This window comes from Lysinibacillus sp. fls2-241-R2A-57 (genome assembly GCF_030209535.1).
In the GTDB taxonomy this organism is placed as follows: Bacteria; Bacillota; Bacilli; order Bacillales_A; family Planococcaceae; genus Lysinibacillus.
In genome coordinates, this window is the sequence record NZ_JARVRU010000227.1 from 1 (window position 1) to 12,253 (window position 12,253).

11 protein-coding genes and 1 other annotated feature are annotated in these 12,253 nt (G+C 40.2%); of the genes, 3 read left to right on the forward strand and 8 right to left on the reverse strand.

The features are described from left to right. The first annotated feature begins 156 nt into the window (after nt 1–156). A complete protein-coding gene (locus QRN68_RS26560; RefSeq protein WP_285400443.1) occupies nt 157–387 on the forward strand; it encodes a hypothetical protein in 231 nt (76 codons plus the stop codon). Nucleotides 388–690: 303 nt separating this feature from the next. Here QRN68_RS26560 and QRN68_RS26565 read toward each other — a convergent pair whose 3' ends face one another. The 8 genes from QRN68_RS26565 to QRN68_RS26600 form a co-directional block, all read right to left on the reverse strand. Continuing rightward, nucleotides 691–1,203 carry an adenine phosphoribosyltransferase gene (locus tag QRN68_RS26565; protein ID WP_053596175.1) on the reverse strand — a complete coding sequence of 171 codons (513 nt, stop codon included), beginning with the start codon at nt 1,201–1,203 and terminating at the stop codon, nt 691–693. A 34-nt stretch (nt 1,204–1,237) separates the two neighbouring features. Further along, on the reverse strand, nt 1,238–3,556 hold the full coding sequence (recJ, locus tag QRN68_RS26570) for a single-stranded-DNA-specific exonuclease RecJ (RefSeq protein ID WP_285400444.1): 2,319 nt from the start codon (nt 3,554–3,556) through the stop codon (nt 1,238–1,240). A 144-nt stretch (nt 3,557–3,700) separates the two neighbouring features. Next, nucleotides 3,701–4,492: a tryptophan synthase subunit alpha gene (trpA, locus tag QRN68_RS26575; protein ID WP_285400445.1), complete on the reverse strand. Its 792-nt coding sequence runs from the start codon at nt 4,490–4,492 to the stop codon at nt 3,701–3,703. Beyond that, nucleotides 4,492–5,700: a tryptophan synthase subunit beta gene (gene trpB / locus QRN68_RS26580; RefSeq protein WP_285400446.1), complete on the reverse strand. Its 1,209-nt coding sequence runs from the start codon at nt 5,698–5,700 to the stop codon at nt 4,492–4,494. The genes trpA and trpB overlap by 1 nt, the downstream gene beginning before the upstream one ends. Next, the gene (locus QRN68_RS26585) at nt 5,700–6,314 is read right to left on the reverse strand and encodes a phosphoribosylanthranilate isomerase (protein WP_285400447.1); all 615 of its coding nucleotides are present in this window, start codon (nt 6,312–6,314) and stop codon (nt 5,700–5,702) included. Before QRN68_RS26585 ends, trpB begins: the two co-directional genes overlap by 1 nt. Next, a complete protein-coding gene (trpC, locus tag QRN68_RS26590; RefSeq protein WP_285400448.1) occupies nt 6,311–7,102 on the reverse strand; it encodes an indole-3-glycerol phosphate synthase TrpC in 792 nt (263 codons plus the stop codon). Before trpC ends, QRN68_RS26585 begins: the two co-directional genes overlap by 4 nt. Next, nucleotides 7,099–8,130 carry an anthranilate phosphoribosyltransferase gene (gene trpD / locus QRN68_RS26595; protein ID WP_285400450.1) on the reverse strand — a complete coding sequence of 344 codons (1,032 nt, stop codon included), beginning with the start codon at nt 8,128–8,130 and terminating at the stop codon, nt 7,099–7,101. Before trpD ends, trpC begins: the two co-directional genes overlap by 4 nt. Further along, nucleotides 8,130–9,479, reverse strand: coding sequence for a chorismate-binding protein (locus QRN68_RS26600; RefSeq protein WP_285400451.1), 1,350 nt, complete (start codon nt 9,477–9,479; stop codon nt 8,130–8,132). Before QRN68_RS26600 ends, trpD begins: the two co-directional genes overlap by 1 nt. Before the next feature lie 188 nt (nt 9,480–9,667). On the opposite strand from QRN68_RS26600, the gene QRN68_RS26605 reads away from it, so the two are divergent. Further along, nucleotides 9,668–9,793 carry a hypothetical protein gene (locus QRN68_RS26605; protein WP_285400452.1) on the forward strand — a complete coding sequence of 42 codons (126 nt, stop codon included), beginning with the start codon at nt 9,668–9,670 and terminating at the stop codon, nt 9,791–9,793. Further along, nucleotides 9,755–10,011 (reverse strand) — a binding site (T-box leader). It overlaps the preceding gene by 39 nt. A gap of 322 nt (nt 10,012–10,333) precedes the next feature. Next, complete coding sequence (locus QRN68_RS26610; RefSeq protein WP_285400453.1) at nt 10,334–12,022, forward strand: methyl-accepting chemotaxis protein; 1,689 nt, start codon at nt 10,334–10,336, stop codon at nt 12,020–12,022. Nucleotides 12,023–12,253 lie beyond the last annotated feature (231 nt).

A 12,253-nucleotide genomic window follows, 5' to 3' on the forward strand; every position in this document is an offset into this window, starting at 1 on the left:
ATGTTTATCTGTGCGAAAGCGGCGTAGTGCAACGTAGCGACAGCAACAATATGTTTATCTGTGCGAAAGCGGCGTAGTGCAACGTAGCGACAGCAACAATATGTTTATCTGTGCGAAAGTATAGTGCAACGTAGCTACAGCAACAATGTTTTTCATGTGCGAAAGCGAAGCGGCAGCAACAACAAATGTTTTCTGTGCGAAAGCGGAGCGGCAAAAACAACAGCTGATGAAGTGGCTCGACGATTAAAAATGCCAATCGCTGATAAAATACTGAGAATCGCTGATAAATACATGATTATCGCTGATAAAATGCCGAGAATCGCTGATAACTACACGAAAATTTGGAAATCACCCCCCCGTTACGATGATGGCATCTTCTTTATTTAATAACTCCAAAAATGACTTTATTGCTTAATTGATAAGCATTTCATTTTCTTCATAATTTCTCAATAGTTTGGCTCTTCTCCATAAAGCGTAGTTGATTTCTTTGAGAGAAAGAGCTTGTTTTTCGATAAAAGCCCAAAAAGTTACGATAAAATGAGATTTTGTTTCGATAAAAGCTCAAATAATTTCGATAAATAGCGATTTTGTTTCGATAAATCTTCAAAGTTTTCCTATAAAACAGCAAAAAAAAGCGCCACAAGGAAGTGACGCTTTTTGCTTTCTTTAAAATAAGAAACTCGATCATTATTAATATTGAATAAGTGTTTTTATGTTTAAGTCACCGATTTTTGCACGACCGTTTAGCTCAGTTAACTCGATAAGGAAAGCACAGCCAACAACCTGCCCACCTAATTGTTCAACTAAACGAACTGTCGCTTCAATTGTACCGCCAGTCGCAAGCAAGTCATCACAGATTAATACTTTTTGACCTGGTTTAATCGCATCTTTGTGCATTGTTAATGTATCTTTACCGTACTCAAGTCCATAGTCAGCACTTATCACTTCACGTGGTAATTTCCCTGGCTTACGAACAGGCGCAAAACCAATTTCAAGCGCATAAGCAACGGGGCATCCGATAATGAAGCCACGAGCCTCAGGACCAACCACAATTTCAGCACCTAGTTCTTTTGCGTAATTTACAATTTGATCTGTTGCATATTTGTATGCAGGACCGTTATCCATAATTGTTGTTATATCTTTGAAGCTGATGCCCTCTTTCGGCCAGTTTTCAACCGTTGTTACGTATTGCTTTAAATCCATGTTATTGTTCCTCCTACGAAACTTTTTTCGTATATTAATGTAATCGTTCATCAAACCATTGTTTTAATTCTATATAAGGGGCATATACAAGCTTTTGCTCCATTTCAATCTGTTCTGAACGTTGTTTGTAAGACGACGCCTCTGTAAGTGCTTGTTTTGGTGCATCCACATTGACAGTCGTCAGTCCACTCTCCATTTTAACAAAATCAAGCTCAAAAAACACCTGTGTCATAAATTTTAAGGCATCTAATGGCCAACCTGTATGCTTTGCTAATTCAGCCAAATGCATATTTAATGGGAAAGCAGGACGATTTTTTAAAAACTTATAATACCAAGAGAATTGCTCACGTGTAGGCAATCCATTGAAATACTGAGAATCAGGCATGTAAAAATGTGCATAAATACGAGAAGGTGCTGCTTTTCGTAAAACACTTTCTAACATTTGAACATTTTGTGGCAAATCTAGTAATACGAGATAATTACTTTGAACTACATTCGAAAGCATAGGATCAACTGCTAGAATCGGCACACCAATCAGAGACTGATAATAGGTCACCGTTTCTGAACGGAAGGCAATAAATGTCGCCTCCTCTTTCGGGACCGTATTTAACCAGCGTGATGTTTGGCGAATACCACGAATATCAAACAATTGCCACTCAGTTGTTTGAACATCCTCAATCATAAACTGTGCTTTTTTACGTCCCTGCCACTCGTTAATTTGTAAATCTCCTGTAAATGATACTTTTATTCCATATGTTAATTCATCGTGTAGATGTCCTTTATTAAAGCCGACACTATCTAATTTTTCATAGCCATCCGTCAATTCCATTTTAATATGATTTTCGGCTGCTCCAATTTTTCGCATGGAGGCTATCTCCACATCTTCAAGCACATAAATAGGCTTCGGAAAATCCGTACCATATGGACCAAGCGTAGAAATTTCTTCAATGGCATCTGCTGAAATTTCATCAAGCTTTAAAGGTATATCAATATTAAGTACAGGTGTCAATTGCTCTTCTGATAAACAAGCTCTTGCTTGAGCATTTAAGCGTGATCTTAATTCATCAACATTTTCACTAGATAATGTCATCCCTGCCGCCATAGGATGCCCACCAAAATGAGGCAATATATCTCGGTTTTTCGCTAGTTCATTATACAAATGGAAACCTTCAATACTACGAGCAGAGCCTTTAGCTGTTCCTTTTTCATAGTCTAGTGATAGTACAATTGTTGGACGATAATATAGCTCGACAAGACGAGATGCGACAATCCCTACGACTCCAGCATTCCAGCCTTCCCCAGCAATAACTAAAACGAGTGAATCCCCGATTTTTTTATCCGATTCAATGAGAGCAATCGCCTCATCCGTAATACTCTTTACAATATCTTTGCGTTCACTATTACACGCATTCAGTTGTTTTGCCAATGCTGTTGCCGTAGCATTATCCTCAGCCATTAATAGGTTTACACCTGGTGCCGCTTCTCCGAGTCGACCAACTGCATTTAAGCGCGGTCCAAAGTAAAAACCGATTGTTTCTTCACTGATTTTGGCTTGCTCTGCACTTGCTACTTCACACATTGCCTGTACCCAAGGGCTGAGTGAACGTCGCATTTCTTCTATTCCTCGCTTTACAAGGTAGCGGTTTTCATCAACTAATGGCACTAAATCAGCTACTGTTCCAACAGCTACATATTCAATTAAATGCGTTGGCAGTTCTCCGTATAGAGCATGCGCTAACTTAAACGCTACACCCACACCTGCTAGCTCGCCAAATGGATAATGTCCTTCTGGTATACGAGGATGTAATATAATATCCGCAGGTGGTAATTCATCGCCTGGTTCATGGTGATCTGTAACGATAACATCCATACCTAGTTCCTTCGCTACACGAATTGGTTCAATACCAGAAATACCATTATCAACTGTAATAATTAACTGAACACCCTCGTCATGAGCTTCACGAAATAGCGTTTCGTTTGGTCCATAGCCATGCATAAAACGATTCGGTATTTTAAACGACACATCAGCACCGAGATCAAGCAACACATTAAGCATCACTGTCGTGCTTGTGACCCCATCGGCGTCATAATCGCCATATACAAGGATTTTCTCTCCGTTTTCAAGCGCTTGCTCAATACGTGCCACAGCTTCTGCCATGCCGTGCATTAAAAACGGGTCATGGATACTTGCTTCTGTCATATTTAATAAGCTCTCTGCGTCAGCAGTTGTTTCACAGCCTCGTGCAGCTAAAATTTTCGCTGCAATCGCAGAAAGTTGTAGGTCATTTTGTAATGTTTGGACAAGCATTGCGTCTGGACGCTCTACCTGCCATCTTTTTTTCGATAGAATCATCTTTTCACTTCCTTACGAAGGCTATTATACCGAAAATCTAGCCTGTCCGCACTATCCATCAGATTGATAGTTTTATCCTTCCGATTCTCCATTCAATCCGCCAGCTATACTTTTCTAACCGACTCACAAAAAAAGCCTACTCTTTTAAAGAGTAGACTTCTCATGATCACCTTTTGAAGCAGACACTAATGCCTCGACCTTCTCCAAATTCCCTTCATGCAATGCTGTCACTATCGCACTGCCAACAATCACGCCATCACTAAGTGTACCCATGCTTACCACCTGCTCAGGGGTTGAGATTCCAAAGCCAGCAAGTACTGGTATTTGACTTGCTTCACGTAAGCGTGCAAAATGACCGTCTAAATCATTCGCAAAGCTTGTGCGGGCCCCTGTGATTCCATTGACTGTCACAGCATAGACAAAGCCTTGACTGGCAGCTGCAATACGTGCAATTCGCTCTGGAGGGCTTGTTAATGATACAAGCTGGACAATGTCGATACCATAAGGATTTAATTCATCATGTAAAATAGCACTTTCCTCTAGCGGTACATCAGGAACGATTAACCCTTTAACGCCCCCTGCCACACAAGCCTTAGCAAATGCCTCTAACCCAAAAGCTAACACAGGATTAAAATAAGTCATGACAACTAACGGAACTTGAATTTCTTCTTTAAATGAAGCTAATTCTGCTAGCACTTTACGTAATGTCACACCTTCTGCTAAAGCCCGTTCACCAGCCTGCTCTATCGTCGGTCCATCCGCTACAGGATCCGTGAATGGTATACCAACCTCAATTGCCGTTACACCCATTTGCTGTAGCTTCAGAATCGTTGGCTTCAAAGTTTCCAGACCCCCATCGCCAGCCATAATATATGGTACGAATGCTTTATTACCAGAAACCTTTGTTTGTTCAATTGCCAGCTGTAGTGTTGTCATTATAGATCTCCTCCTAACGCTTTACGGACAGTATGAACATCCTTATCTCCTCGGCCAGATAAACACACAACAATGATGTCATCAGTAGACATTGTCTTCGCAATTTTTGCCGTATAGGCAATGGCATGCGAACTTTCTAGCGCAGGTAGTATACCTTCTGTTCTACTTAGTAGCTGCAAGCCTTCAAGTGCTTCACTATCTGTAATAGAATCAAATTTAGCACGCCCAATATCATGTAAATAACAATGCTCTGGACCTTTCCCAGGATAATCTAGACCAGCTGATATAGAATGTGCCTCCTGCACAAAGCCATTTTCATCTTGTAATAAATACATGTATGCACCATGTAACACGCCTAACTGACCACCTGCAATTGCTGCTGCATGCTTCCCTGTCTCAATACCACTTCCCGCAGCCTCTACTCCGTATAGCGCCACAGTTTCATCATCAACAAAAGGATGAAAAATACCGATTGCATTACTACCACCGCCTATGCAAGCAACGATTGCATCTGGTAAACGTCCTTCCTTTTGTAAGATTTGCTCTCTAGTTTCTACACCAATTATACGCTGGAAATCCCTTACGATTTTCGGAAATGGATGTGGTCCTAAAGCTGAGCCCAAAATATAATGAGTATCCTCAACATTTGTCACCCAGTAGCGTAGTGCTGCATTGACAGCATCCTTCAATGTTTTTGAACCTGTTTCTACAGACTCTACTTTTGTACCGAGTAACTCCATGCGAAACACATTCAACTGTTGGCGTTCTATATCCTCTGCGCCCATAAATACAACACATTCAAGATTCAATAAAGCGCATGCAGTTGCAGTTGCTACCCCGTGCTGCCCTGCACCTGTTTCAGCTACAATTTTCTTTTTACCCATTCGTTTTGCAAGAAGCGCTTGGCCAATCGCATTATTTATCTTATGGGCTCCAGTGTGATTTAAATCTTCACGCTTTAAATAAATCTTCGCTCCACCTAGTGCTTTTGTTAAATTTTCCGCGTAGTACAAAGGCGTCTCACGACCAACATATTGTTGTAAATAATAGGCAAGCTCATCCGTAAATGTTTGATCATTCATCGCCTCATCATAAGCCGTCTCTAATTCCAACAAAGCCGTCATTAATGTTTCCGGAACAAATTGTCCACCAAATTTCCCGTAACGCCCTTCCTTTGTGGGTACACTATTTGCAATTGAATTCGCCATTATGCTCTCCCCTTCTTTACTGACTGTATAAATGCGTTTATTTTTGCTATGTCTTTTATACCTTCTGTCTCCACACCACTCGAAACATCTACCATAAATGGCGACACAAGTGACACGGCTTCTTCAATATTTTTAGCTTGCAAACCACCCGCTAAAATTAACTTTTCTCGCGGAATCCCTACCATTTCAAGAAGAGTCCAATCGAACGTGTGACCACTTCCTCCTTTAAAATCTGTTCCTGGTGCATCAAATAAGTAATAATCTACATCATAGTTAACAGCCGCCTGAACATCTTTAGCCCCCCGTACGGATAATGCTTTAATAGCTGGATAGCCTTGCTCACGAATAAAATCTGGTGTTTCCTCCCCGTGATACTGCACATAATCTAAAGGTACGTTTTCCACTGCAGTTCGTAATTCCTCTGCGCTTGGATTAACAAAAACACCGATTTTTAATATCCCTTCTGGCACATGTTTTGCTAATTGCTGTGCCTGTTCAACCGTCACCTGGCGTTTACTTGGTGCAAAGACAAAACCAATTGCATCCGCTCCTGCCTCTACTGCTGTCTGCACATGCTGTTGTTCCTTCAGTCCACAAATCTTTACCTTTGTCATACAGATGCCTCCAACTTATTGACTTGTAAAGTTTTTAGAGCAGTACCTGCATCTCCACTGCGCATTAATGATTCACCTACAAGAACGCCACTAGCTCCCATGGCTGCCACCGTTTTTGCATCTTTCTGTGTCCAAATACCGCTTTCACTTATTAATACTTTCTCTTTATCGAACGGAAAAGCTTCAGCAATTTCACGTGTACGTTCTAAGCTCACCTCAAACGTACGTAAGTCGCGGTTATTGACGCCAATCAGTTTGGCACCTACTGCAAGAGCACGTTCAAGCTCCACAAGATCATGCACCTCAACTAACACCTCTAGATTTAAGCCTGTTGCATAGCTATACAGGTCACGTAATGCCTCATCTGTTAACGCGGCTACTATTAGCAAAATGATAGATGCACCCGATGCCTTTGCAAATCGAATTTGCACACGATCGATCATAAAATCCTTACAAAGAAGTGGCGTTTGTACAGCATTTGCAACTGCGGCTAAATCATCAAAGGAACCTTGAAAAAACTTTTTATCTGTTAAAACAGAAATAGCCGCTGCCCCTGCTTCGGCATAAATTTTTGCTTGTGCCACTGGATCTGCACCTTCTGCGATTAGACCCTTCGAAGGGGAAGCACGCTTCATTTCAGAAATGACCTGTAATATTTCAGCTTGTCGCAAGGTCTCAAATAATGATGGACGCGTTTTTTCTGTAAAGTTCGCTAATGGGTCAGGCTGTTCAAGTAAAGCACTAACTTCTATCTTTTTTTGTTCGAGAATTTTATTTAAAATATTCATTGTCGGACCTCCACTTCTTTAATGTTCTCACTATAAGCAACGACTGCCTCTAATTTTTGACGTGCACGACCACTAAAAATACTATCCTTCGCCATTTCTACACCTTCTTTAACTGTTTCAGCAATTCCATAGCTGAACAATCCAATACCAACATTCAATAGAACTGTGTCAAAATAAGCACTTTGTTCGCCAGCTAATAATTTACGCATAATAGCAGCATTTTCATCTGCATTGCCTCCACGAATAGCCTCTATTGGTGCATAGCTGAGACCCGCTTCCTCTGCAGTTAGAGAAAATGGAATTAAGTCTCCCTTATCTACTAAGACAAAAGTATTTTGACCAGCTAATGACGCTTCATCTAAACCTAGTGGACCAGAAACGACCATTGCACGTTCACGCCCGAGCATTTGTAAGACGGAAGCATACTCCATGACAAAATTAGGACGATTAATGCCTGTAAATTGCGTTGATAAGGGCACTGGATTCGTAAGTGGACCGACGAGATTAAAAATAGTTGGCTTACCCAGTGCTCGACGAACCTCTCCAATTCGCTTTAATTTCGGATGCACATTTGGAGCATATAAAAAAGCAATTCCTTCTTTCTCTAACAGATCAACAGTTTGTTCAATGGAAATATTCGTATGAATCCCGAGCGCTTCCAAAACATCAGAGCTTCCAGATGCCGAAGAAATTTTACGATTGCCGTGCTTCGCCATTTTGACACCTGCCCCCGCTAATACAAAGGCGCAAGCTGTACTTATATTAAATGTATTAAGACCATCGCCACCAGTACCGCAATTATCCATATAGATCCCTTTTTTTGCTGGTACATCTAGTGCAAACGAACGCATAATTGTTGCTAATGCCGCTACTTCATGTGCAGTTTCACCTTTCACTGATAATACTTGTAAAAAACTTGCGATATCTTCTTTCGGTGTGTCATCTTGAAACATCCATTTTGCTGCTTGTAGCATTTCCTCATACATTAAATGCTCTCGCTGCTGTACTTTTTGACGAATATCCTCCATTAATGTGAACCTCCTTCTTTTTCAAGTAACTGTAAAAATCCCTGTTCGTCCTTTGCTACTTGTTTTAAAACTTCTTTGACATTTGTGTATTTGGTTACCGTTACGGTTGATTGCATATGCATCGTTTCATCCTCAATGACAATGGATTTCCCTGGTAAAGCAAAATCAAGATGACCGTTAAAACCAATAAATCCTAGAGCTCCCCTTAATCTCTCAACAGTTTGACTAGATTTCTTTGGAATTTCAGTAGATATAAAGGGTGGTAACGTCGCAGCTAATACATCCAGTGCATGAAGCATCGGTAACAATCGACCCTCGACTCTCGTTGTCATGTGTAATGCATGCTTTGAACGCTCAATTCTCATCGCCTCAATGATTTGAATCGAATCTCGGAAGCACACAGACTGTAGCTCTTGTTGAACAGCAGAAACGAGTACAGCATGCGACTTTCTAATATCTGTATTGTCATATAGCTTTCGTTCAAGTTCTAGATCTTCACCTTTTGTTGAACCTCTAGGAAATGTCCCTTCTGTTGGTGTCGCAATCACACGCTCACCTTTTACTCGAATAAGGCTTTCAGGAGATGTTCCCAAGACAATATGATCCTCAAACTCTACATAATACATATAAGGAGCAGCATGTTTTTTACGCAATTGACGGTATAGCGCGAAAGCATCCCCTTGTAAATTTGCTAAAAAACGCTTTGACAGCATAACCCTTGTAATATCTTCATCCAAGTTAGCTTTGATAGAGGTAAGGGCTGTTGCAAATTGTTCATTCGTGGTCGTTTCGAGCGGTTGATAGCTACACGTTGTATCCTCGCCCTCTCTGCCCTTTAACAGTTGTTCTGCCAACTCCTCTAAATTTGGCTCTTTCTTTTCTGCATCAATATTCGTATGAATTAACGTAACCTCGTCTGTTATGTGATCAAACACAATGACTGTCTCATACACATGAAAATGCACATCTGGTAGTTGCACTTTATCCTGGGCTGTAGTTATTACCGACGTTATACCATGACCAACATAGCCAACAGCTCCGCCGGAAAACGGGAATTGTGTTGTATTGGAGATACGAGGCATTAGTCTCTTCAGCAAAACGAATAGGTCGCCTTTATGCGTATACGTTTTTCCAGTCTTGTATGAATATTCCTGAATCTCATCTCCAAAGCCTTTATATGTTTTTCTTGGATTAGCACCGATAAAAGAAAAGCGTCCTGCTCCCTCATGCTGTGCTGAACTCTCTAACAAAAATTTGCAATTGCCTTGTAAGCGTCTAAAAATTAAAATCGGCGTTAAAGAATCAGCATTAATGGTTTTCATTGTTGTTCTTGAACTCGTCGATAGCATCGTTACCAAACTCCTTTTCCTAAAAATTCACTACCGTTTACTTACAAATGTTTAGCTGCTGAATCGGCTCTTGTTGAAAAAAGGATTATCATCATAGCGTAGAGTTGATTTCCGTTCCGGCCAGGCGCATTCCTGGGGGCGTCGGGGCGGCAATTGTTTTTTGCGCGAAAGCGAAGCGGCAGCAGCAAATGGTTTTTGCGCGAAAGCGAAGCATTCATCCCCTTACAAATAAAAACAACAAAAAAAGTCCTCTGCAAAAAGGATTTTTCCTAATTGCAGAGGACGATCATGACCGCGTTGCCACCTCATATTAGAGCATATTTGCTCTCCCTTATGTGCTCAGCCTTAGTTCGTCATTAAAACAGACATATGTAAACTAAAGTCAAAGCTCCCCTATAACGTGGGGAATCCGTTCGCTATTAGTAGAAGCGACTCTCATAAGTCCATTCACATAAGCTACAAATCAGTTCGCACCATCCACTGACTCTCTAAATTGCACACTTATGCTACTACTCTTATTCAACAATTTCTCAGCTATTCTCATCTAAACTCAGCTCATCTGTTCTAAGGCTGACCTCGCTCCCGAGACCTTCTACCTTGTATCGAACAAAAAGTTAGCCTTATTCTAAGCCAAACCACGGAAATTGTCAATCAATTCAGATAAAAAAGCGAAAATATTAGAAAAATTTCATAGTTATATATAAAGGAGAATTTACCCTTTCCATTTTACGTAAAACGGGATTAAAACTGCCTACTTTTGAGTAATTTTCAAGTATTGACCTTAAAAAAATATCAAGTTATAGTAATTTCAGAACTTGGATTCTCTAATACAATTAAAGAAAGTAGGAACGAATATGTCCGTTCGTAAAAAACTAAATATCGGCTTTATCTCACTCACTTGTTTACTTTTAGTATCAAGTATTATTTCATTAATACAATTCAAGTCGGTTGAGGGAGATATAATAGAGGTACTTGATCACAGAATCGTGCAAATCCGATTAACAGAGAAAATACAACAGGAGCTTGCCTCACAAGGGCTATTTTTAAACGCTTATATTCTAAGTAATAAGGATGAAGAGACAAAAGAAACTTTAGATCATTATAATAAAGTATTGCCCGAAACGATTAAGGAACTTTCAGGCATTGTTCGTTCCGATTACACAAAAAATATTATGCAGCAAGTAACTGAATTACAGAAAGATTTACTTACAAGCTCTGATAAAGCTGTACAAGCATTCAATAATGGAAATACAGACTTAGCATTGTCATACATAAATAAAGAAGTTTCAAAAAGCAGTGACGAAATTTACTTTCTAACTAGTGATTTATTAGATTATCATGATAAACAGATTGCAAAAGTTAAAACAAGTGTTGTCAAAACAGTTACACGAGCTATTATTATTTCTATTGTCATACTTATTTTAAGTGCGATTGTTGGTTTATATTTTATGTATTTTGTAAAAAGCTACATCACACAACCGCTTCTTAAAGTGATTGACGCAGCCGATACATTAGCAAAAGGCGATTTAACGATTGCTCAACTTGAACATAACTCTAAAGATGAAATTGGTACACTTGCAGTAGCAGTTAATAAATTAAAACAAAACTTATCTGTATTAATAAAAAATGTTCAGGACAACGCTACACATTTATCTGCTGCGTCTGAAGAACTTTCCGCAAGCACAGAAGAAGTGACAGCAACTTCAAATGACATTGCTCATCGTGTACAAGATACGACAAATCATTTATCTTCGGCTGCTAGTGTCTCTCAGCAAAGTGCGATAGCTATGGATGAAACAGCTACTGGTGTACAACGAATTGCTGAAGCTACACAAACTTTGCATCACAGTGCCATGAATATGACACAACTTGCCCATACAGGAGGCAAAACGATTACAACGGCTAAAGAACAGATGGATACCATTTCTGAGACTACTACTCAAATTGCCGATTTAACGCAGAAGCTAAGTAAGCAATCTGAAGAAATTGGACAAATTACAAAAGTGATTACTACGATTACTGAACAAACAAATTTACTAGCACTGAATGCTGCCATCGAAGCAGCACGAGCTGGTGAGCACGGGAAAGGCTTCGCGGTAGTAGCAGATGAGGTACGAAAGCTTGCAGAGGAATCACATCAATCTGCCGGTCAAATTGTCGCCCTCACAAATGAAATTCAAACGGATACACGCAATGTAGCAGCTGCTGTTGACGCAGGATTAGCATCTGTACAGGATGGTGTAGCGAAAATTCACGAAGCAGGGGATGCATTCTATTCCATTACAGAATCTGTTCAAACATTTACCGATCAAATTGAAGATATTTCAGCCACTTCAGAACAGATTTCAGCAAGTGCTGAAGAAGTCGCTGCCTCTGTAACAGAAATTGCAAATGGCGCGAGCGTTTCAGCGGGAAATGCAAAAATCATCGCTGAAGCAGTAGATGAGCAAGCAGCAACCATGCAGCAAGTTAATGAAGTAGCAGAAGAATTAAGCAACAACGCCCAGCAACTGCAGTCTTTACTACAACAATTTAAACTTTAACAGACGAAACTAAAAGAATCTGTTGCTTTCCTATGAGAGCAAGCAGATTCTTTTGTTTTTTATTAAAAAGGTTTTGCATTCTATGATGGGATTGAAGAGGAATCCTTCTGTTCGGCTTTTCTATCCGTCACTCTTACTCTTTTATCCGTCATTTTGACTCTTCTATCCGTCGCTTTGGCTCTTCTATCCGTCGTCACTTTGGCTTTTATCCGTCGCTCTTGCTCTTCTATC

Bases quoted from the DNA above. Each gene is read 5' to 3' on its own strand.
- trpD (WP_285400450.1), bottom strand. From the start codon at position 8,130: ATGGAGGATATTCGTCAAAAAGTACAGCAGCGAGAGCATTTAATGTAT.
- QRN68_RS26605 (WP_285400452.1), top strand. From the start codon at position 9,668: ATGGTTTTTGCGCGAAAGCGAAGCATTCATCCCCTTACAAATAAAAAC.
- QRN68_RS26565 (WP_053596175.1), bottom strand. From the start codon at position 1,203: ATGGATTTAAAGCAATACGTAACAACGGTTGAAAACTGGCCGAAAGAG.
- trpB (WP_285400446.1), bottom strand. From the start codon at position 5,700: ATGGCGAATTCAATTGCAAATAGTGTACCCACAAAGGAAGGGCGTTAC.
- QRN68_RS26600 (WP_285400451.1), bottom strand. From the start codon at position 9,479: ATGCTATCGACGAGTTCAAGAACAACAATGAAAACCATTAATGCTGAT.
- trpA (WP_285400445.1), bottom strand. From the start codon at position 4,492: ATGACAACACTACAGCTGGCAATTGAACAAACAAAGGTTTCTGGTAAT.
- trpC (WP_285400448.1), bottom strand. From the start codon at position 7,102: ATGAATATTTTAAATAAAATTCTCGAACAAAAAAAGATAGAAGTTAGT.
- recJ (WP_285400444.1), bottom strand. From the start codon at position 3,556: ATGATTCTATCGAAAAAAAGATGGCAGGTAGAGCGTCCAGACGCAATG.
- QRN68_RS26585 (WP_285400447.1), bottom strand. From the start codon at position 6,314: ATGACAAAGGTAAAGATTTGTGGACTGAAGGAACAACAGCATGTGCAG.
- QRN68_RS26610 (WP_285400453.1), top strand. From the start codon at position 10,334: ATGTCCGTTCGTAAAAAACTAAATATCGGCTTTATCTCACTCACTTGT.